The organism is Calothrix sp. FACHB-168 (assembly GCF_963889195.1).
Classification (GTDB): Bacteria; Cyanobacteriota; Cyanobacteriia; order Cyanobacteriales; family Nostocaceae; genus Aulosira; species Aulosira anomala_A.
The window spans coordinates 24058-48247 of record NZ_CAWPNJ010000030.1 but is presented as its reverse complement, the minus strand read 5'-3'; the positions used below and the strand labels follow the sequence as shown (position 1 = coordinate 48247).

Sequence of the window (24190 nt, the reverse complement as noted above, 5' to 3'; positions counted from 1 at the left end):
TGGTTAACAGGAGACAGGTTAAATGATATTTGCAGAATTTTTTACATTCCCTTTGCTAAAAGAAGATGCAAAAGGACAAAAATATATTTTTTGGCAAGTAGATCAACAATTACAACAATATATTCATAATTTAGTTAACCAAAAACCTAATATTAGTAAACCAGAACTGGTAAAAATTATTTTACATAATTTTCAAAATGACCCACAAAAAAAGTTAAATAGAAGAGTTTGGAGCGCTTTTTTATCAAGATTTAGCTATAAAGCGGCTTGGGAAACTAGAACAAATATCGTCAAAATATCGGCGAGAGTAGATTTAGATCGTGATACTTTATTCCATGAATTATTGCAAATTTCTTTAACTAGTGCTTTAGCGCCAGAAAAATGTTTAGATAATTTGTGGAAATATCCAGAATATGAAAATTTAGAATTACATATATGGTATTACAAATTCGCCAAATATGTTAATAAGAGAATCACAGGCTTTCTCTGCGATAAATTGCGCGAAATCGAAGGCTTGAGAACATTTCAAAGAAGTGATTTAGGATTAGCGGCTAGGGTGACTAAAACGCGAGTAGTTACGGTTTTACAACGTCTGGGACTTAATGAAGTGACTATTTTACATTACACTTTAGTCTGGCAATGTTTTCAAGAAGCGAAGGATGCAGGATTGATTAATGTTAGCTCTCCCCAACCTCAAGCTTTTGATGCTATTTGTAGCCGTTATCAGCAGTTTTCTCGCCAATTGCCACAGTTATTACCCCAGCCACAAACAGTAGATGGAACAGTTATTCAGCAATGGCTACAAGAAATTGGTAAAGCAATTCGTAATTATATTGATTTCGCTCAAGTTTCTTTAGATGAACCAATTTCTCAAGATGCAGAAACTTTAACATGGTTAGATTTAATCCCTGATGAAAATTCAATTATTCAAGGAAATGATAGCCTGCGTTATGAAATTAGGGAGTATCTTCATCAATTAAGAGAACAAATTTCTCACCAAATTGATCGTTTGCAACCAGAAGCACAAAGAATTCCTCTCTTTTTGCATGGATTAAATTTATCTCAAGAAAAAATCGGTGTAGAAATTGGTGCTAATCAATCTACTGTTGGGCGGCGTTACAAAAAAACTTTGTGGGAATTGTTAAGTCATTTAGGAACATGGGCTAAGGAATATTTAAAAATAGATTTAAGTTCGGAAAAGCTGAATGATTTAAAAACTTATTTACAAGAATATCTGGATGGCTTTTATTACAGCTTAATGCATAATTTATTGCATAATTCTCTGCAAGCCTTAGCATCTCCATTGCGAGAAATTATGCGCTTATTTTGGCTACAACAAATGCATGTAGAGCAAATAGCTAAGTTAAGCAATTTATCGTTGCTAGAAGTTGAGCGTCAGTTAAAATTAGGCAAGGAGACTCTGAATTTAGATATAGTCACACAAATTGCCGCTAGAATTAATATGCCTTTAGCTAGTGAAGGAATAGCATCCAAGCAAGTAGCATATTTAATGGATGACTGGCTAAAGACTGCTGATTTTGGTAATAATTAGAATTTTATATAGGAATCCGCTTTGATTCCTGAAATTATTTGCGTAGGGAGGGAACAGGGAACAGGGAACAGAGAACAGGGAATAAGGAATCAAAGTATACTGAGTTTTTTTCAAAAATCAAATATGAATCCTATATTTATTCAGGAAATTAACAATGAATATCAACGGTAAAACATTTCAACTTTACACAGATGAAAATATCTGGCTAGATTGTCAAGAAACTGAAATTAAACAAGCAGAAGCTGCAACAAATTTACAAACTAATCAAACGGCTCGTCATTATGCTTATATAAATCATCTTTGTTTGCATGGCTGTTTACGCTGGTTAAAAGAAAATTGGGAGTTAGACTCTAGTTATCTAGTTCCCAGCGCGAGAGAATTAGCGAGTATTTGGGAATTAGTTAATGGTACGGCGATAACTATTGGGGAAAGGCGATTGGTATTAATTCCTCACGATGCAGTAGATACAGCAGAATTTTCTGTACCGCAAGAATGGGTTGATATTCCTAATTTTGTAGCTAGTTATTATTTACCTGTACAAATCAACTTAGAACAGAATTGGCTGCGACTTTGGGGTTATATCACTCATAAAACTCTCAAAGAAAAAGGTGTATACGATCCAATTTATCGCACCTACTCAGTTAAGAGTCATGATTTGATTCCTGATTTAGATATTATTTTGTTGGCGAGAGAAATTTGCGATGCAGAGACAGCAAATATACCATCTTTACCTTTATTATCGCCAACAACAGCCGCATCCCTGATCGATAAATTAAGTCAGCCATCGCCTTATTCTCCCCGTTTAGATATTCCCTTTACTCAGTGGGGTGCATTATTAGCGAATGATGAATGGCGAGAACAACTTTATATGAATCGCACTGCGACAACAGCCAAAAAGATGTTAGTAAATCTCCATCATTGGTTAAAAAATGATTTTACCGAGTCTATGAAAGCTGGATGGTGTTCGGTGAGTGAATTTTTCACCACAGAACCAAAATTAGTGACTGTGAGAAATACCGCACATATTAAACAAGCCAAGCTGTTAAATTTGCAGTTGCAAATCAAAGAGCAAGCTGTAATTTTGTTAGTAGCGCTAACTCCCGAAGCAGATGGTAGGGTTGGGGTTTTGGTACAAGCGCATCCTTATGGAAGTGAAAAACAATTACCGGCTTTTTTAACTTTGGCTTTATTGTCAGATTCATCACAACAGCTTTCTGCGGTGACTTCTAGAGAACAAGATAGCTATATTCAATTACCGTATTTTCGCTGTGAAAAGGCAACAAATTTTTACATTCAAATTGCGATCGCTGATGTCAGTTTTGTAGAAGAATTCGCGATTGAGGATGATAATTAAGCTGCAAGTAGTGATTTATCAGGCTTTTCACTGTATAGTCTTAATTTTTCGGCAATTTGACGAAATCTTCATGTAATGCCTTTTATTCTTCATAAAATTCTCGCCCAAAAACACGTATATATACTTGTATAGGTTAAAAGTATCTCACGGGAAAATTAGGGTTAGCAAATAATCGAGAATATTTATTACTTTGATTCTCATTGTTAACACTGAATTTATGTGTGGTAAATCTGAAGCTGCATAGTGAATTAGCAATGAGTAAGCGCGTTGTCTTCAATTTTGGACTAGGTAGTTTTGAGGCGGGATTTCCCTCAATTACTGCTGAATTATGGGAAACTGATGGCGTACGATTGCAACAATTATTTGGCAGTTTACCACCAGCACCAGAAATTATTACCTGTTATCGGGATTGGAAACATTTATACAGCGCTTTAGCTCAACGTTTAAGCCGCAATAGCAAAATTGAAATTGATAGCGCCGGTTTAACTAACATTTCCCAAGATGATTTATATACTTTATGTGAACGCTTACGAAGAGAAATCAACTCTTGGCTAAATGCTGAAACCTTCCGCGATATAGAGAGAAAATTGCGGACATTGCTAAATTATACAGAAGAGATACGGATTGTCATTGAAGCTAGCAATGATTTATTGTGGCGCTTACCTTGGCATTTATGGGAATTTGTCGCGGATTATCCCCAATCAGAAGTAGTTTTAAGTTTGCTGGAATCAAAGCGGGTAGCAGGTAAATCGCCAACATCTAGCAATCAATTGCGGGTACTGGCTATTTTGGGAGATAGTCGGGGAATAGATATTAATACAGACAAAAATCTCTTAAGCCAACTCCCGAATATCACACCCACATTCTTATTAGAACCCGATCGCAAAACTATTAATGATAAATTATGGCAGCAAAGTTGGGATATATTATTTTTTGCTGGACATAGTTCTAGTCAAGCAGAAGACAGCAAAGCCAAGATTTACATTAATCAAAATCCAGAAAACCACAGTTTAAACATCTCTCAGTTAGAGTATGCCTTATCTCAAGCAATTCAGCAGGGTTTACAGCTAGCAATTTTTAATTCCTGCGATGGTTTAGGCTTGGCGCGACAATTGGCTAAATTACACATCCCGCAAATTATCGTCATGCGCGAGGATGTACCGAATATAGTCGCACAGGAATTCCTCAAGTATTTTTTAGCAGAATTAGCGCAGGGTGAATCTTTGACGCTAGCGGTACGCAGAGCGAGGGAAAGATTGCAAGGATTAGAAAACGAGCATCCTTGCGCTAGTTGGTTACCAGTGATTTGTCAAAATTCTCCAACTGAATTATCAACTTGGCAACCACCCCAACAACCAACCAGACAAACAACTCCACACCGCAAACGTACCCTGATAACGATGATTTTGGTAAGTTTCATCGTCACCAACTTAGTCATGGGAGTGCGTTACATCGGCTTATTGCAACCTTCAGAATTACATGCATTTGACCATTTTATGCAAATGCGATCGCAAATTTTACCAGAACAACCAGACGATCGCCTTTTAATTGTAACGATTGGTGACGAAGATATTACCTATCAAGAAAATGAGAAAATGGATATGCGATGGTCGCTATCAGATCGCGCATTAGCTGAACTATTACAAAAACTAGATAAATATCAACCAAAAGCAATTGGCTTAGATATTTATCGCGATATTCCCCCAGATCCTAAATATATAGATATAGCCACGCGATTTCAAAAAGACAATCGTTTACATACTATCTGTAAAGGCGCAACTCAAGATGATGGTTTTACCTATGGAATAGCACCACCACCCAATGTTCCAGACACAAGAATTGGTTTTAGTGATGCTGTAGAAGATGCGCATCATACAATTCGTCGTCAGCTAATGAATATGACTCAAAACAAAACATCTTTGTGTCAAGCTGAAGATGCTTTTGCACTCAAATTAGCATTGCACTATTTAAATCCACAAAATCAACAATATGAAGTAACCCCAAGCGGGGAATTAAAAATTGGTGATGTAATATTTCCCAAATTAACCAACCACAGTAGCGGTTATCAAGATTTAGATGTGCAACCTTATCTAGGTTATCAAATCTTACTAAATTATCGTGCCCAAGAAACGCCGGATAATATTGCTAAAAAAATTTCTCTCAAAGATATTTTACGCGATCGCATCCCTATTGATGAACTCAAAAATCGCTTGATACTCATTGGGATTACTGCACGTAACAAAATTAATGCCAATGAGGATTTATGGAAAACGCCATTTAGTAATTCTACACAACCATTAATAGCAGAAACACCAGGAGTATTTATTCAAGCACAGATGATAAGTCAAATTATCAGTGCAGCTTTAAAAGAAAGACCTTTATTGTGGTGGTGTCCTTTAAAAATAGAAGCGATATGGGTGTGGTTATGGTCTATTTTTGGAGCATGGTTAGCTATATGTAATTTTACATTTATTCAAAGAATATTGCTAGTATCCATCGGCATTTTCAGCTTATGGGCTATCTGTTTACGAATTTTTTTCTCAGCAGGATGGATACCATTTATTCCAGCGTTATTAGTATTTATAATTACTCATTTTTTAGTTATTTATTTATTAAATCAGCCTCAAAGAGGAGGACAAGCAGGAAAATTGTAGAGACGCGATTCATCGCGTCTATAAGCATTGACACCCACCTTTAATTACCCTCATTTAACAAAAATAAAATATCATGAATATTCAAAATTTAAAATTGCCAATAATTAGATTTTTTTGTTGCTTACCTTTATTAGGTATTCCCTTAACAATTACACCAAATTTAGCCCAAGCCGAGAATAATTCAGTTACTCAACAACCCAATAATCGCCAACAATTACAGACATTTCAAAGACGAAAGTTAGCCAACAACGGCGCACCAAAGGGGAGAAGGAGGGGAATCGGCGGACGTAGTGAATGTCCTAGCGAATTGAGTCAAATTACTGCTTTAGTACCAGCATTTACAGAAGAAGGAATGGAAAAATCTACTATAGAAAGAACTTTATCTCAATTTCCTACTTTTTGGGTTTACGTTCCAGAATTACCAACTAATGCCAGATTTGCTGAATTTACAATCCAAGATATAGATAATCAACAGAAATTTTTTCGCCAAAAATTAATCCTTTCCGGTCAAGCTGGTATTATCAACTTGCAATTGCCAAATAAGCCAGAATATGCCTTAAAAAATGGTAAAAGATATCAGTGGATCTTGACAGTTTATTGTAATGAAGAACCAGCCATATCTGAAGAATATATTTCCGTAGATGGTTATATTCAACAGGTAGGATTAAAACAGAATATTAAACCAGATGATTATTTAACTTTGGCAGAAAATAATCTCTGGTATGACAGCCTGACTATATTAGCAGAATTCCACCGCGATCGCCCCAAGGATGAAATCATTCATCAAGACTGGTTGGAATTATTAAAAACCGTGAATTTAGCCGATATTTCTAACGCTAAATTTCGCGAAACTTACAAATTTACCGAATGAAAAACTCCACCCACAAGGCTTCCGCCGTGAGCGTCAGCCGAACGGGGATGGAGTTTTTGGGCATGGGGAATGGGGCATGGGGCATGGTGCAGAAATTACCAATGCCCAATGCCCAATGCCCAATGCCCAATGCCCCAAGCGGCGGGGCGGCTGTCCCTCTCCACCCACAAGGGGATGGAGTTTCCCGCCGCTTTCAATAAATCTCACTTTTAAATCTCTGCGTCTGGTGCGTGCAAAAAATACCAAACCCTTATTACCAATGCTAAAAAATCCTTTAATCATCGCCCTTTTAACTTTTCTGGGGACAATATTTACAATCAGCGATCGCACTTTTGCCCAAGTCATCCCCGATAATAGTTTAGGAACCAAAGTAGAATCCCTCAACCCCCAAATCGACCAAATTACAGGCGGTTCCCAACGTGGTGCAAACCTGTTTCACAGCTTCTCGGAATTTAACATTGATGCGGGTAGGGGTGTTTACTTCCAAAATCCCCACAGCGTCACCAACATTCTGACGCGCATCACCGGAAACAACCCCTCGCAGATTTTCGGTACACTTGGCGTATTGGGCAATGCTAACTTATTTTTGCTCAATCCCAACGGCATTATTTTTGGTGAAAATGCGCGTCTAGACATTAGCGGTTCCTTTTTCGCCAGTACCGCCAAAAGCTTAGTATTTGACAACGGCTTAGAATTCAATACTACCAACCCCGAAGCACCACCCCTACTGACATTAAAAATCCGTCCTGGTTTGCAGAATGGGATACAGGGGAATATTAGCAACGCCGGGAACTTAACAGTAGGTACAGGACAAAGTTTAACATTATTAGGAAACACAGTTACCAGCACAGGAACCATAACTGCGCCTGGTGGGAGAGTAGAAATATTTGGCGATCGCATCGGCTTATTAGATAATGCCAAAATAGAGGTTTCTGCCGTTGGTGGTGGTGGTACAGTCTTGATTGGCGGAGATTTTCAAGGAAAAGGTACAGTTCCCAACGCCTCAAGCACATTTATTGGTAAAAATACCAGCATCAACGCCGATGCAATTGATAATGGAAATGGTGGTAGAGTCATAGTCTGGAGCGATAACAATACCAGATTTTACGGTAATATCAGCGCCCGTGGTGGTGTAAATTCTGGTAATGGTGGCTTTGTCGAAGTTTCTGGTAAGCAATCTTTAGATTACAACGGCTTAGTAGACACCAATGCTACTAACGGTAATATTGGCACTTTATTATTAGATCCGACAAATATTGAAATTGTCGCTGCTGGTGGAGAAACCTTAAATTTAACTGATGCTGATGCTTTTAGTGATACCGATATTGGTGGTGATGGTAACACGAAAATATTAGCGAATGCCTTTAATTTTGCCTTAGCTAACGTCACCTTACAAGCCACAGAAAATATCACATTCTCTGCACCAGTAATTACTTATTTCCCTGGTGTGGGAATAACCGCCGAAGCTGGTAATAACATTTTCGTGAATAATCAAATTATCAGCAATGGTGGTCAAATTCAGCTAAATACACAGCAAGGGGATATAACAATTAATGCCAATGTTATTTCCCTGGGAGGTAATCTAGGAATTAATACTAAAAATCTCACTCTGAATCAAGGAATTTTAAGTGCTAATAACTCTGCTGCAACTACGGTGGGAAATATGAAAATTACTGCTGTAGAAAGCATCAATATTATTGGGGAAGGAAGTAAATTAATTAGTAACAACTTTGGTGCTATAGCAGGAGGCAATCTAGAAATTGAGACAGGAACACTCAATATTTTAGATGGAGCATTACTCGGAATTTCAACTATAAATCAAGAAACCGCAGGTAATCTCACAATTAATGCCAAAAACTCTATTAATATTATTGGTACAGGTGTGATTGATGGTTCGGGAATAAGTACCCAAAACATAGGGACAAACAATGGAGGTAATCTTTCTGTATTTACAGAAAAATTATTAGTTCAGGATGCTGCTATTATTGCTACTTTAGGAGTTGGATCTAAAGCTGGAAATTTATCAATTCAAGCCAGAGAATCGATAGATGTCATCAATCAAGGAGCTATAACTTCAGTTTCACCGCAAGGTAATGGAGCAGCAGGTGACATTTCAATCGAGACAAAAAATCTAAATTTACAAAATCGCTCTTCTTTAGCTTCTAGCTCTATTGCTTCTCTATATCCTAGTGGTAAAGTTACAATCCGCGCTCAAGAATCAATTAATATAGACAATTTAAGTTTCCTTTCTAGTACCTCTATAGGTTCTGGTAACGCAGGTGAATTAAATCTATTTACGGGGACATTAACAATTAGCAATAAAGGTAATATTACTTCTCAAACTGTAGGTACAGCCAATGGAGGCAATATTAATCTATATGCGGATAATTCTGTCAATTTAATTCAGGGTGGACAGCTATCTACATCTGCTTTTGGTACAGGTAGTGCTGGTAACGTATACATTGAAACTCAAAAGTTGAACATGTTAGCTAAAGATAGCTTTATCACTACTAGTAGTACTGATGTTCCCAGCATTTATCAGTTTTTACAAAATCCGGAATTAGCGGAAGTCGCACAACAGATAGAATTATTACCTCCTGAGATGAGTAAGTTTCTCTTTGAAAGCCTGGAAGCAGGTAATACACAAAGCAATATTCAAGGTAACGCTGGTAATTTAACTATCCGCGCTACAGAATCAGTCAATATTGCTAATAATGCAGGAGCATCTACAAGTGGTACTGGTAAAGCTTCGGGTGGCACAATATTTATAGACACTCGCCAACTAAATCTCGAAAATCAAAGCAACATCATTACTAATATCCTGGGTTCTGGAAATGCAGGATTTTTACATATCCGCGCCTCAGATGCAATCACAGCCAGTGGTAACAGTAAGATTTATACTGTAGCCCAACGAGATAGTACTGGTAACGCCGGCGGAATCCTCCTACAAACTGATAATTTAGCAATTACAGATAGGGCAGATGTATCATCCGCCACACTTGGCTCAGGAGAAGGCGGCGATATTCAAGTACAAGCCAATTCCCTATTCCTTACCAACACCGGCAGGCTAAATAGTCTCAGCGAGGGAACAGGGAACGCCGGCGATATCTTTATTGATATTACCGACCAAATCCAAGGAAACCAAGGACAAATCACAGCCACCTCCATCCTTTCTGGTGGTGGAAATATCAACATCAAAGCCACAGATATCCGCCTACGCAACAGCAGCGAAATCACAACCAGCGTCTTTAACGGTACTGGCGGCGGTGGTAACATTGATGTGCGATCGCAAGTATTTGTGGTTTTAGAAGATAGCGACATCCTCGCCAACGCCGATGCTGGGCCTGGAGGTAATATTACAATTAACGCCCCGGCATTTATCGCCCAATTTTCCCCTTCTGGTCGAAACCCCGGCGATTTTTCCCAATTTCGCGGGAATGGAGAAGTTGATATTTCCGCCGATTCCCGTCTCGGACAAAATGGTGAAGTCGTCATCAATAGTATCGACCCCAGCCGAGGTTTAGCCGCCTTACCACAAGTACCCGTAGATTCCCAAATCGCTGAAGGTTGTTACAGTCCTACCCAAACCCAAGGTAAATTTATCATCACAGGACGAGGTGGTTTACCCAGCAACCCCACAGACATTTTAAATCCCGACACAGTTCAAGTCGATTGGGTAAGACTCAAACCCAAAACCGAAAATTCTCCCACAGCATCCATCAATAACCAAACCGCAATTTCCACAATCCCCCAACCCCTCATTGAAGCCACAGGTTGGTTAATCAACGAAAAAGGACAACTCACCCTCAGCGCCAACCTCCCCACCACCAACCCTAATCATCATTCCCAACAACCAGCAACTTGCAACACAGCACTAAACAACCCAAAAAATTAAACCCTCCAACCCTCCGCGTACCTCCGCGCGAACTTCCCGTACCTCTGCGTTTAAAACTCCCCTCCCCAACTCCACAATGAAAATTCTCAAACATCTCCTCCTCACCCTATTAACCGCATCACTCTGTATCTTCCTCTCCCCCAGCTTCGCCATTAATCCACCCCAACAAACCCCAGCCCAAATCCTCTATCAAGCCGGAAAATATGCCGAAGCCATAGACATTTTAAAACAGACATTAGCGACATTTAATCACCAAGGAAATAAACTCAATGCAGCTATGACATTGAGTAACCTATCCTTAGCCTACCAACAATTAGGACAGTGGCAAGAAGCAGAAACAGCCATTACTCAAAGCCTAGATTTACTAGCAAAACTTTCCACCCCAGAAAGCTCACAAATCCTCGCTCAAGCTTTAGATATTCAAGGACGGCTACAATTATCTCAAGGAAATGCAGAAGCAGCCTTAAATAATTGGCAAGCCGCAGCCAAGATTTATCAACAATTAAAAGATGAAGAATCCTTAATTCGCAATCAAATTAATCAAGCCCAAGCGATGCAAAACTTAGGCTTATATTTGCAAGCAGATAAAACCTTAATTGCCGTTGCAGACAGCCTGAATAAATTACCAGATTCTCCCGTCAAAGCTGCCGGATTACTCAACTTAGGAAATATTCGCCGCCTAGTCGGTAATTTTCAACAATCCGAACAAAAATTAACAGAAGCTTTGCAAGTCGCAGAAAGAGTCAAATCAGCACAAATTATAAGTGATATTCGCCTCAGTCAAGGAAACACATACCGCAATCAAAGAGATATCCAAATTAATTTAGAAAATAAAGAAATTAAAAATAGCATCAAAAGCTATACAGAAAAAGCAATTACATCTTATCAACAAGCCATCAACCCATCAGCAACCCCAACTACCAGAATTAACGCCAAATTAAATTTAATCAGTCTGCTGATAGATGAAAAAGATTGGCAGCAAGTAGGGCAATTATTACCACAAATTAAATATCAGCTTGCAGAGTTACCAGTTAGCCGAACATCTGTATACGCCAAGATTAACTTTGCTCAAAGTTTAATTAAATATGGCGAGTATGAACCCTCAACTTTTCCATCTGCTATTGAAATCTTACAACAAGCAATTAAAGAAGCACAAAGCCTCAAAGATAAGCGCGGCGAATCTTACGCGCTAGGTACTTTAGGAGTTACATACCAAAAAACCGGAAATTTAACACAAGCTAAAAAACTCACTCAGCAAGCATTATCAATTTCTCAAAGTATTAATGCACCAGATATTACCTATCAATGGTTATGGCATCTAGGAAATTATATTAAAAGTGAAGATAGAAAAACTGCCATGAAATTCTATGAGAAATCATGGGAGATTTTACAATCACTGCGTACTGATTTAATCGCGATGAATCAAAGTACTCAGTTTTCATTCCGCGAGAATATAGAACCTGTGTATCGAGATTTTGTTGACTTACTCTTGCAAGAAAAAAATTCTCAAGCTGATAATTTAAACCGTGCCCGCCAAGTCATAGAATCTTTGCAAGTTGCTGAGATTGATAACTTTTTACGTACATCTTGTTTACGCCCGATTACACCAATTGATCAATTAGCTGACGATGAACCAGCTACCGCCATTATCTATCCAATTATTTTAGGCGATCGCGTGGAAACGATTGTTAAATTATCCAAAGAAAAAATCAAATATTACACAACTAATATCTCTAAAATTCAAGTAGAAGAAACCATTAGGCAGCTAAGAGGGAATTTAGCGATAGATAATCGCAAATATGAAGTTAAAGAATTATCCGAAAAGATTTATGATTGGTTAATTCGACCTGCTAAAGCCGAGTTAGAAACTAACCAAATCAAAACCTTAGTATTTGTCTTAGATGGTGCTTTGCGAAATATCCCCATGTCGATTTTGTACGATAGAGAGCAGCAAAAATATTTAATTCAAAATTATGCTATAGCTTTGGCTCCCAGTTTACAGCTAGTTGAACCCAAGCCATTAAAAAAGGTGAAATTAAATGCCTTAATTGGTGGAGTTAGTGAAGAACTTAAAGTAGGTGATAAAACTTTTATTGCTCTACCAAATGTTAAAAGTGAAATCGCGGAAATTCGCAGCGAACTTGCGCAAAACCAAGAACTTCATAATGCAAGTTTTACTACAACTAACTTAGAAACAAAGGTAAAATCTGAGCCTTTTTCAGTAGTGCATCTAGCCACTCACGGACAGTTTAGTTCTAATTCTGAAGAAACTTACATTCTCACCTGGGATAAGTTATTGAAAGTTAATGAACTAGATAATTTATTGAGAACTAGAGATAATACCAAACCAGAGAGTATAGAATTACTGGTTTTGAGTGCTTGCAAAACTGCTAAAGGTGATAAACAAGCTGCTTTAGGGTTAGCCGGGGTTGCAGTTAAATCTGGGGCACGTAGTACTTTAGCATCTCTTTGGGTAGCAGACGATCCATCAGCGAAAAAAATTATGCGTGAATTTTATAAGCAGTTAAAAACAGGAGTAAGTAAAGCTGAAGCATTGCGACGCGCCCAACTTAGCGTTTTTGCGGAATTAGAAAGTTCTCCATTCCAATGGGCACCTTATGTTCTTGTGGGTAATTGGTTGTAATTCGTAATTCGTAATTCGTAATTCGTAATTACGGAAGAAGGGTGGGGAAACCCCGCCCCTACGGATATGGGGGTCTTTTCCTGGAAGTGTGTGTGCATGGAAATCTGTATTTATCCCGATATAGATACAGAAGTAAAAACACCAGAAGGGAAACGATGTTTTATACAAATAAGGTTAATCAGGCGATTTTAGGCTCAAAATACTGGATAATGGGGTTAGTGTCTACTGCTATGGTTTTTACGCCAGCGATCGCACTTGCTAACCATGAGTATTGGCTAAATAGCGTCCGCGATCAACTCATCCGTGCGGCTGTGGGTTTAAACTTAGGCGGTAATTACGAACTTACACACGATCCTTTTGTCGATCAACTCAGTAGCAATCAAGGTGATTATATAACTCTAAATCTGCGTCGAGGTGTCGATTATGCGATCCTTGGAGTATGTGACCAAGATTGTCGAGATATAGATTTGCGACTTTATGACGAAGATGGAAACCTCATCGATTCTGACACTGGCTACGATGATTACCCAGCTGTCAGAGTCCGTCCTCGTTGGAGTGGTAAATTTCAAATTAAAGTCACTATGGCAAAATGTAGAGCAAATTATTGTTACTACGGCATAGGCGCATTTGGTAGATAATTATCCCTAGAATGGTGCAATTCAAGATAGCTGGAAAAGGCTGTCATTTGTCATTTGTCATTTCTCATTTGTCATTGGTAAGGGTTTCAAGTCTATTTACGTTTAGTAAAATAGTTTTGTGCTATTACCGATTTACTTATTTTCAAAAAATTATATCTATATATTTATACCCATTCAAAAAAGAATGGTAGGGGCATGGCAATGCCATGCCCTCTAGAATACATTGATGTGCAATTAATACTATTTAAATTTGTATTATACATTTCTGCTGCTTTAAACTACAGCATATTAGGGTGGGTATTGCCTACCCTATTTTTTTTGAAAATTACAATAGTAACCATAGATTTTATTAAAAACAAAATTTCAATTTACCTGCATGGAAAATCTAACCTGACCCGATTAAGTTAATGAAGGGATAAAAACCCTGTTAACTTACAACAAAGGACTTTAAAAATGATTCGTCGTTCAGCTTCTATTGCCTTAACTACCTTAATGGCTTTACCTGTTGCCGGTCTGATTAATCAACTCTCAATCAATCCCGCAATGGCTCAAACTAGCAGATGTAATTTAAATGTTCAACCCGGTCAATCTGCATATTCTCGTGGTACAAATATTGCTGTTCGTTTCCACGTTACCCAAAATGGACATCCAGTTGCAAATACTCCTGTATTAGTTCAAGAAACCTATTATCATGAGTTTCGTAAAAGAACTGAGCAAAGAATTTTAACTCAGACACAAACCAACCATGAAGGTGGTTTTACATTGCGTTATGAAGTACCTAGAGAAGTATTCAAAGACAAAGTTAGTTTGTTATTTGTTAATCCTGTCGCTGGAGGTTGCTCTCGCTCTTTCGTCATTCCCATCGGTTAATAGTCATTTGATTTGATGTGTGACTAAGTAAAAATATAAATTCCCGATTTTTTCAATAAGGGACTTCCAAATAAAAAAATATACAGCTATTTATTGTGGGGTGGGCGTCTCGCCCGCCCATAGTCAAAGGCGGGCAAGACTTCGGCGTGAGCGCTCAGTCGAACGCTGCCCACCCCACAAGATTGGATAATTTATTTCTTGGAAGTCCCTAATTCGGGAATTTATCTCATCAAAATCATCGCAACCATCATTTTTTTATCACAAGCCATGATGAATACAACAAAAATAATCACCACTTTATTATGTATTGTCGGCATCTTAACTATTCCCCAAAAAAGCCAAGCAATAGAGTTAAGAGGGTTATTAGATGAAATATTAAAACGTGGCATATGCTCTGTTGTGCAAGCGCAAAGTGGAGATTGTGCGCCAAATATAAATACATCACCAATTCCTACACCCACCACACCGCTACCTGACTCCTCATCTCCTAGCGAAGTGCCAAATATACCCACTGATACCAGTTCCAATATTCCCCAAACCTCGGAAACTTCGCCAATGTACAACAACTTTCAGGAGTCTCCCCAAATCAATCAAGAGGTAAATCCCCAAGATGAAAACCCAGACAGGCTTTGGTAGGTTTAAATCTTCAATGCATGGTTTTTCAAAGTTAACCCGATAAAGGATTAGTAGCGTTATTAAGCCAGGATATGAATACAACTGTAAAATCCAGCGCCAAAGCCTTGAGTTTGGCTGTATTTACGAGTTTAGCGACTGTTGTTAGTTGCCATCAACCAAGTTTAGCTCAAAGTACTACCTTCTTTTGCGATCGCAATTCGCAAGGAGTACTCACTACTTATGCACAGACTAAATCTCGTAACGTCCCGGTAATTCGTTGGAAGTCCTGGGATTTTGCAGCAGCTGGTTATACTCCAGAACAACGTTGTCAAGAAGTCTCTAGAAGGTTTCAAACCTACAAAAATAATGGGATGTTAAATTACATCACCACAGGTATTATGAATCGCCAAGCTGTAATTTGTGTGACCAGCGCAAAAGGTGGTGGTTGTCAAGGTTTGTTATTCACTCTCAAACCAGGTGCAAATGCTAGCCGTGTCTTACAACAATTATTTGATATTAGTGAAGGTAAAAGTAATACTGTTGTCTATGAAAGTTTTGGTTCGTCAAGGAATACTCCAACTGATACTAATTATATTGATGTTAATCAGTTGTTGAATATTACCTCAGAAGAATCAACATCCGCTCCTATCCCTAGCGCTCAACCTGAAGTTATCTCTCCCGAAAGAGTTTGGTAGTTTTGCAAATACCAACAATTGATGAGAGATGAATAAAAGTTTGTTAATACTGACAATCTGTCTGAACTTTTACTTAGCTAAGTTCCCTGAGCAGATATTAGCTGAAAACACGACTTTAACAGTAGCTAATTTCTGTATTGCACCAGAACTATCAACAGCGCAATTGCATAAACATGCTAAATCAATTACCGTTAAAGTTTTTTCAGGAGATGCTTGGGGTTCAGGAATTTTAATTCATAAGCAAGGACAAGATTATACAGTTTTAACTAACGACCATGTATTAATCTCAGGACAAGGAAAACCATATCGCATTCAAACGCCTGATAGTCAGATTTATCATGCTGTTGTGATAGAAGCTGCTAAATTTTCTGGGCAGGATTTAGCCTTATTAAGATTTCGCAGCCAAACTAAAAACTATCAAGTAGCCTCATTGCACAAGTCGGGAAAATTATCAGTAGACAATGAAGTATTTGCGGCTGGTTTTCCTTTAGAATCACCAAATTTTTTATTCACTACAGGTAGAATCAAACTCTTGTTAAACCAACCGCTAAAAGGAGGGTTGCAAATTGGATATAGCAATGAAATTCAAAAAGGTATGAGTGGCGGCCCAGTTTTAAATCGTCAAGGTCAAGTTATAGGAATTAATGCTATACATGCCTATCCATTGTGGGGTAATCCCTATATATTTCAAAATCAGGAAATCCCTAGTAAATCTCTACAAGAACAAATGAGCGCACTGAGTTGGGCTGTGCCCATCGAAACTTTTTTGAAAATGGCACCAAAGTCAATTATTAGTCAAAGGTGTTCATAAATGATGGTTAATATTTTGTTAACTATCTTTTCATTAATTGAATGTTGAAAATTTAGACTTCTTAGAGGAAAAATCATGAAATATCAAGAGAATCTTGCAGCTATTTTAGCTGGTACAACTGTTGTTAGCGCTATTGTAATCATGCAACCAGTAGCCGCTTTCGCAATGACCGGAGAAGAAATTAATAATATAGCTCGTGAAGTTACAGTTTTAATTAAAGGAGAACAAGGACATGGTTCGGGAGTAATTATTTCTCAAGAAAATAATACTTATCATGTGTTGACTGCTTATCATGTTGTTGCCCAACGGGATAATTATAAAGTTGTCACTGCTGATAAAAAAGCCTATCAATTAACTAAGATTACCCGCTTACCAAATGTTGATATGGCTGTTGTACAGTTTAGTAGCAATCAAAACTACAAAGTTGCGAAAATTGCGAATTCTCAACAAGCTGTTGTTGGTAACTCAGTGTTTATTTCTGGATGGCCTGCACCTGGAAGCACTAAACAATTAGTCCGTCAATTTACATCTGGACAAATATCAGGAACATTAGACCAACCGATAGAAGGCTACCAAATGATTTACACTAATGTTACTCGTAAGGGAATGAGTGGAGGCCCGGTATTTGATGGTGGCGGTCGTGTAGTGGGGATTCACGGATTAGGAGATACAGAAGACCCCGATTTATTAACTAGACAAGGACAACTAAGCCCCGATACTGCGCAAAACATTGCTAGTTTAATTAAACCTGGGTTTAATTATGCAATTCCTATCAATACTTTTTTAAATTTGGCTGCTCAACAAAAATTAGATTTAGCCTTAAAATTAGATTCTCAAAAGGCACCAAATACGGCTGTAGCCTATACGCCTTCAGCACAACCCGATAGTCGTGATGTCATTGATGATGTTAATAATGTTTTAGCTGATGTCAACCAAGGTATTAATGTAATTGACAATACTGGAAAGACTATCAACCAGGGAATTGATGCGGTTAACCGTGTTTTAAATATTTTTCGCTGATGAACGCAACACTTAGGGTACAGCATTGTTCATTGGTGTCAACTTAACGCTAAGAAACCCAACACCCGAAAATTTTGGTATTGTTGGGTTTCACTCTGTTCAACCCAACCTACATTTACTATAGGATTCATATTTGATTTTTGAAAAAAACTCAGTATACTTTGATTCCTTATTCCCTGTTCTCTGTTCCCTGTTCCCTGTTCCCTCCCTACGCAAATAATTTCAGGAATCAAAGCGGATTCCTATACATTTACAGCATATTTCAGGTAAATGAGGTACGCGCTTTGGGGCATGGCAGTGCCAGTGCCCCTACAATCAACGATAATTTGTACTTCACCAATTGGCAATCTGCTGTATTCTTCTCTTCCCAAAGGATAGAAGAGGGTGAAGCTAAAAATAAGCTAACTGAAACATTATTTTGTCAGGGTGCATGATTTTTCCTACCTCACCCGATACAGAGATAGAGGGGAAAAATCACTTATTCAATTAGTGTTTGCTTGTATCAAGCAGAATCCAGTGATAGATACCCCTTGTTCATCTATCGAGGATTGAGATATGCCAGATTTCACAACTAAACAACTCTTCACATTTGGCGATAGCATTTATTTTCTATCCGCCCCAGGTGCTTGGAGTGTTGTCCAAGCAGAAGCGCTCAGTTTTGGCGGTAATCTTGTGACTATTAATGATGCCAAAGAACAAACTTTCTTGGCTGGTTTATTTGCCATTCAAGAACCGTGGATTGGTCTTTCTGATGCTAGCCAAGAAGGAATATTTACTTGGGTTGGCGAGCAAAGTGCCTATCAAAATTGGCTACCAAATTTGCCCGCAATTGACCATATTCGGGACTTCGCTTATTTGACAAATACTGGCTGGAATCATGATGTTCAACATGCTAATCGCCAGGGCATTATTGAAATTAAAAACCCTGCTACCCCGATTTTAGTAATTGAAGATTTGGGAATTATTGAGCCTACAAGTGGTACTAAACAAGCGCAATTTAAGGTGAAAGTCTTTGGGAGTAGTAGTCAGCCGATTACAGTAAATTATGCGACAGCCCCTAATACTGCCTTAGCTGGAACCAGTTACATACATACCAGTGGCACTCTGACTTTTAATCCTGGAGAAAAAGAAAAACTGATTAATGTCACTATTCGTAATGATGGTGAAGCAATCAGTGGTAAACAATTTTTTGTGAATTTGAGTTCGGCAACCAATGCGGTTTTAGCAGACAATCAAGCTACAGGCACAATTACTGAATTCAGCAATGTATTTACTTTTGGCGGACGCACTTATTTATTATCAAAAGCAGGTAGTTGGGGTCAAGCGCAAGTAGAAGCCCAAAGTTTTGGTGGTAATCTTGTGACTATTAATGATGCCAAAGAACAAACTTTCTTGGCTGGCTTATTTGCAATTCAAGAACCGTGGATTGGTCTTGCTGATGCAGGTAAAGAAGAGACATTTACTTGGTTTGATGAACAAAGTGCTTATCAAAATTGGCTGCCCAATTTGCCAAGCGCTGACCATATTCGGGACTTTGTTTATTTGACAAATACTGGCTGGAATCATGATGTTCAACATGCTACTCGCAAAGGTATTATTGAGATTCCTACTGCTTTATCTGTTCCCATTCCAGATATGACTGCCAAAACAATTTACACTTTTGGCAATAGTATATATCTCCTGAGTTCCGCAGGTAGTTGGGGTCAAGCGCAAGTGGAGGCTCAAAGCTTTCAAGGTAATCTTGTCACAATTAATGATGCCAAAGAACAAACTTTCTTAGCGGGTTTATTTGCCATTCAAGAACCGTGGATTGGTCTTTCTGATGCAGGTAAAGAAGGGATATTTACCTGGTTTGGCGAACAAAGTGCTTATCAAAATTGGCTACCAAATTTACCAAGTGCTGACCATATTCGGGACTTCGCTTATTTGACAAATACTGGCTGGAATCATGATGTTCAACATGCTAATCGCCAGGGCATTATTGAAATTAAAAACCCTGCTACCCCGATTTTAGTAATTGAAGACTTGGGAATTATTGAGCCTGCAAGTGGTACGAAACAAGCGCAATTTAAGGTGAAAGTCTTTGGGAGTAGTAGTCAGCCGATTACAGTAAATTATGCGACAGCCCCTAATACTGCCTTAGCTGGAACCAGTTACATACATACCAGTGGCACTCTGACTTTTAATCCTGGAGAACAAGAAAAACTGATTAATGTCACTATTCGTAATGATGGTGAAGCAATCAGTGGTAAACAATTTTTTGTGAGTTTGAGTTCGGCAACCAATGCAATTTTAGCAGATAATCAAGCTACAGGCACAATTACTGAATTCAGCAATGTATTTACTTTTGGCGGACGCACTTATTTATTATCAAAAGCAGGTAGTTGGGGTCAAGCGCAAGTAGAAGCCCAAAGTTTTGGTGGTAATCTTGTGACTATTAATGATGCCAAAGAACAAACTTTCTTGGCTGGCTTATTTGCAATTCAAGAACCGTGGATTGGTCTTGCTGATGCAGGTAAAGAAGAGACATTTACTTGGTTTGATGAACAAAGTGCTTATCAAAATTGGCTGCCCAATTTGCCAAGCGCTGACCATGTTCGGGACTTTGTTTATTTGACAAATACTGGCTGGAATCATGATGTTCAACATGCTACTCGCAAAGGTATTATTGAGATTCCTACTGCTTTATCTGTTCCCATTCCAGATATGACTGCCAAAACAATTTACACTTTTGGCAATAGTATATATCTCCTGAGTTCCCCAGGTAGTTGGGGTCAAGCGCAAGTGGAGGCTCAAAGCTTTCAAGGTAATCTTGTCACAATTAATGATGCCAAAGAACAAACTTTCTTAGCGGGTTTATTTGCCATTCAAGAACCGTGGATTGGTCTTTCTGATGCAGGTAAAGAAGGGATATTTACCTGGTTTGGCGAACAAAGTGCTTATCAAAATTGGCTACCAAATTTACCAAGTGCTGACCATATTCGGGACTTCGCTTATTTGACAAATACTGGCTGGAATCATGATGTTCAACATGCTAATCGCCAGGGCATTATTGAAATTAAAAACCCCACTAAGCCAATTTTAGTGATTGAAGATTTAAGTATTGTTGAAGCTAGCAATGGCACGAAAGAAGCTGTTTTTATTGTGCGGCGCTATGGTAACAGCAGTAGTACTGCAACTGTGAAATACAGTACGTCTAATAATACAGCGATCGCAAACAGTGATTATAAAGCTACTAGTGGAACGCTGACCTTTGCCCCAGGTCAGAGCGTACAGACAATTAGTGTAACTATCCTCAAGGATGCTGACACAATTACACAAGAAAGCTTTTTTGTCAATCTGAGTGCGCCTACCAATGCTATTTTAGGAGACAATCAAGCGATCGCTACTATTTATGAACCGAGCGACGCTGCTATTTTTGGTGGTAAGACCTATTTGTTATCAAAATCCGGTAGTTGGGGTCAAGCGCAAGTACAAGCCCAAAGTTTTGGTGGTAGTCTCGTTACTATTAATGATGCCGCAGAACAAACTTTTTTGGCTGGAAAGTATGCTAGTCAAACTCCCTGGATTGGTCTTTCTGATGCTGCTAAAGAAGGAACATTTACCTGGTTTGGTGAACAAAGTGCTTATCAAAATTGGCTACCTAATTTGCCAAGTGCTGACCATATTCGGGATTTCGTTTATTTGACAAGCGCTGGCTGGAACCATGATGTTCAACATGCTAACCGCAAAGGTATTATTGAAATTGCTAATACCGTCAATTTAGTTGGCAGCACAGCTAATGATTTCCTTTATGGCAGGGAAGGCAATGATACTATTGATGGTGGCGCTGGCAATGATAACCTCATTGGTAAGGCTGGGAACGATCGCCTAATTGGTAACGCAGGTAATGATAACCTCATTGGTAATAGTGGTAATGATACCCTGATTGGCGGTACTGGCAACGATACCCTCGCTGGTGGTAGTGGTGCAGATAGGTTTACTTTCAATTCTCGCAGTGAAGGTATTGACAGAATTACCGATTTCAGCGTTGTTGATGATGCGATCGCTGTTTCTGCTGTGGGTTTTGGTGGCGGGTTAATTCTTGGTACAATAGCCGCAACACAGTTTGTTATTGGCACAGCTGCTACAACTACTAGTCATCGATTTATTTATAACAATACCAATGGCGCACTTTTCTTTGACCAAGATGGTTTGGGTGGAGTCGCACAAGTTCGCATAGCTACTCTCAATACTGGGTTAGCCATGACTCATGCTGATATCTTGGTAATTTAGCAATTCTGTAGCAATCATATTTGATGTTTGTTGATACCTATTTAAATAGGGTTGGCGGCACATCAATAATATTCTAGAGGGCATGGCATTGCCCATTGGTGTCAACTTAACGTGAACCCTATAGCCCGACTAGGAATGAATTCCTAGTCTCATAGCAAAAGTCATCTGAAGATGACTAAAAATTCTCACAAATCCCTAGTCTACTTCAGTAGACTTGAACTATTAGCCTTGGAATTCATTCCAAGGCGGGTGACAAAGCTATTCGAGAGGCTATTTATAGCTTAAGTTGACACCAATGGGCAATACTGTGCCCCTACATAAATCTTATCTGCTAAAAAACAACTAACGTGTATATTTCAAACTTTCAACTTTGCCTAAAAACTTGTCTGTAAAAATGCTCATAACAGTCCGTTTACGCAGGTTAATATTGGCATTTAAAGACATCCCTGATTGTAGAGGCACTTCTGTACCGTTCACATTCAATGATTGTTTATCTAAACGAATTTCGGCAGAGAAACGAGAATAAGGATGGGTTTGATCGGGGGGTAAAGCATCGGAACCAATTCGTACTAATTGTCCTTTAATATCACTAAATTCGGTGTAAGGGAAGGAATCAATTCTCACATCAACAGGCATTCCGGCTTTGACAAAACCGATATCATTATTGGTGATATAAACTTGGGCAACTAGATTGTCTGGCGGGACAATTTTTAAAATGGTTTCGCTGCTGTTATAAACATATCCAGAACTACGAGGTTTTAAATCAAAAACAATCCCATCATCGGCGGCGCGCAGTTCTTGATATTTCATATTTAACTGAAGTTCGCTGATTTGGCTGTTAATTTCTTGGACTTTTTTCTGATTTTCAATGATTACTTTGGTAAGTTGACTATCTATATCAGCGATGCGTTTTTCGTTGTCGGCGATGCGGCTGAGTAAATCTTCTTGGGAAAGGGCGATCGCATTTTCGAGTTTCTTTTGTCCTTGAGCGATCGCTAATTTTAACCGTTCTTGTTCTTGTACAAGGCGATTGACTTCGGTTTGGCTAGCATCGGCGGCTTGGCGCTTTTCTAGGTATGGTAAACGGGCAAATGCGCCTTTTTCTACTAAACTTTCTAGGTTATTGGCAATTTCTGAATTGGTTCTCAGGCTACTTCTCGCATTGATTATTTGGGCTTGAACTTGATTTAACTGGCGGGTTAATTGTTCTCTATCCAAGCGTACCGACTCAATCCGCGTCTCTCTTTCTAATTGTCTAGTCAGTAAGCGTTGGCGGGAACGGGGGTTTAAGTCGCGGATTCCTGAACCTTCGTTTAATTCGGCACGAAAAAGTTGATTTTCCTGAATTAATGCAGCCCGATTTTCTGTTAACGCCGCTAATTCCGGTAATGCTTTTAATTGCGCGGTACTAGAATTAGTTGTAGGCGAACGCATCTGCGATTGATAAAACTGATTTTCTGCTAACAAACTGGCGCGAACTGCTTCCAGGGATTTTAATTTCGCCTGCGTTGTAGTGCGATCGAAACTAACTAATAAATCGCCTTTTTTGACTCTTTGTCCTTCTTGAACGTGGATTTTGTCAATGACTCCCCCTACTGGCGCTTGAATGTCTTTGACAAAACCTTTAGGTTCGAGTTTCCCTTGTACGGGAACAGATTCGTCAATTTTGGCAGTAGAAGCCCAAACGACAGCAAAAGTACTGACTCCAACTATGCTCCACACAATAGCATGAGACCAAGCGCGAGATTGTTGGAGGATGACAGGCTGATCGAACTCTTCTTTTTTTGCTTCCTTTTCTTTGGGTATAGGTAATCCAGAACCGAAAATACCCGCATCACCTTGTAACATAAGTTGCCATTGACGCTGGGCTTCGGGAAAGCGTTTCCAAATTAAAAATATGCCGCCAATAGCAAACAAACATAAAAAACCGCCCGTAGATAGGAGCATTTCCATATTTACGGGACGATATTCTACAGCTTCGGCATAATTATTATGATAATCGTTATTTTCTGTTAGTAATTGTTGGTTTTGTAAATTTTTTTGCTCTACTTCCTGCGGTTTCTTGGTACTCGTTTCCTGATTCACAGGTGGTGAAAAAGCTAACTCCATGCTTTCTGGTTTGCTAACACAATCACCCATATCAGATTTTGCTGGAGTAGTCTCATCAATCCGAATATCTTGACAGTGCTGAGTAGGTTTTGCTGGAACATCGGAACATTGTGTGCAAGCTAGCAGCAAAGATAAATCTGGCATGGTTCTTACTTGGTAGTTGTCAGTACGTCAATGGTTATTAGTC

General features: G+C 38.8%; 14 protein-coding genes. 13 read left to right on the top strand and 1 reads right to left on the bottom strand.

The window, feature by feature from the left end; genetic code table 11:
- The first annotated feature begins 22 nt into the window (after positions 1-22).
- From AACW45_RS18385 to AACW45_RS18325, 13 genes are all read left to right on the top strand, one after another.
- Complete coding sequence (locus AACW45_RS18385) at positions 23-1552, top strand: hypothetical protein (RefSeq protein WP_190628274.1); 1530 nt, start codon at positions 23-25, stop codon at positions 1550-1552.
- Between the two features lie 154 nt (positions 1553-1706).
- Positions 1707-2906 carry a DUF1822 family protein gene (locus AACW45_RS18380; RefSeq protein WP_190628272.1) on the top strand — a complete coding sequence of 400 codons (1200 nt, stop codon included), beginning with the start codon at positions 1707-1709 and terminating at the stop codon, positions 2904-2906.
- A 254-nt stretch (positions 2907-3160) separates the two neighbouring features.
- Positions 3161-5560: a CHASE2 domain-containing protein gene (locus AACW45_RS18375; RefSeq protein ID WP_190628270.1), complete on the top strand. Its 2400-nt coding sequence runs from the start codon at positions 3161-3163 to the stop codon at positions 5558-5560.
- Between the two features lie 73 nt (positions 5561-5633).
- The gene (locus tag AACW45_RS18370) at positions 5634-6431 is read left to right on the top strand and encodes a DUF928 domain-containing protein (protein WP_190628268.1); all 798 of its coding nucleotides are present in this window, start codon (positions 5634-5636) and stop codon (positions 6429-6431) included.
- A 115-nt stretch (positions 6432-6546) separates the two neighbouring features.
- Positions 6547-10326 (top strand): two-partner secretion domain-containing protein, encoded by a 3780-nt coding sequence (locus AACW45_RS18365; RefSeq protein WP_190628267.1) that lies wholly within the window; start codon positions 6547-6549, stop codon positions 10324-10326.
- A gap of 76 nt (positions 10327-10402) precedes the next feature.
- Positions 10403-12970, top strand: a complete 2568-nt coding sequence (locus AACW45_RS18360; protein ID WP_190628265.1) for a CHAT domain-containing protein — start codon at positions 10403-10405, stop codon at positions 12968-12970.
- Between the two features lie 155 nt (positions 12971-13125).
- Positions 13126-13608: a hypothetical protein gene (locus AACW45_RS18355; RefSeq protein ID WP_199330935.1), complete on the top strand. Its 483-nt coding sequence runs from the start codon at positions 13126-13128 to the stop codon at positions 13606-13608.
- A 453-nt stretch (positions 13609-14061) separates the two neighbouring features.
- Complete coding sequence (locus AACW45_RS18350; protein WP_190628263.1) at positions 14062-14478, top strand: hypothetical protein; 417 nt, start codon at positions 14062-14064, stop codon at positions 14476-14478.
- A gap of 198 nt (positions 14479-14676) precedes the next feature.
- Positions 14677-15114, top strand: coding sequence for a hypothetical protein (locus AACW45_RS18345; RefSeq protein ID WP_190628262.1), 438 nt, complete (start codon positions 14677-14679; stop codon positions 15112-15114).
- A 71-nt stretch (positions 15115-15185) separates the two neighbouring features.
- The gene (locus AACW45_RS18340) at positions 15186-15788 is read left to right on the top strand and encodes a COP23 domain-containing protein (protein ID WP_190628260.1); all 603 of its coding nucleotides are present in this window, start codon (positions 15186-15188) and stop codon (positions 15786-15788) included.
- A 28-nt stretch (positions 15789-15816) separates the two neighbouring features.
- The gene (locus AACW45_RS18335; protein ID WP_190628258.1) at positions 15817-16599 is read left to right on the top strand and encodes a S1 family peptidase; all 783 of its coding nucleotides are present in this window, start codon (positions 15817-15819) and stop codon (positions 16597-16599) included.
- Between the two features lie 75 nt (positions 16600-16674).
- Positions 16675-17619, top strand: a complete 945-nt coding sequence (locus AACW45_RS18330; RefSeq protein WP_190628257.1) for a S1 family peptidase — start codon at positions 16675-16677, stop codon at positions 17617-17619.
- A gap of 555 nt (positions 17620-18174) precedes the next feature.
- Positions 18175-21894 (top strand): lectin-like protein, encoded by a 3720-nt coding sequence (locus AACW45_RS18325; RefSeq protein WP_190628255.1) that lies wholly within the window; start codon positions 18175-18177, stop codon positions 21892-21894.
- Between the two features lie 342 nt (positions 21895-22236).
- Here the strand turns inward: AACW45_RS18325 and AACW45_RS18320 are convergent, their stop codons facing one another.
- The gene (locus AACW45_RS18320; RefSeq protein ID WP_190628253.1) at positions 22237-24147 is read right to left on the bottom strand and encodes an HlyD family efflux transporter periplasmic adaptor subunit; all 1911 of its coding nucleotides are present in this window, start codon (positions 24145-24147) and stop codon (positions 22237-22239) included.
- Between the last annotated feature and the right edge of the window lie 43 nt (positions 24148-24190).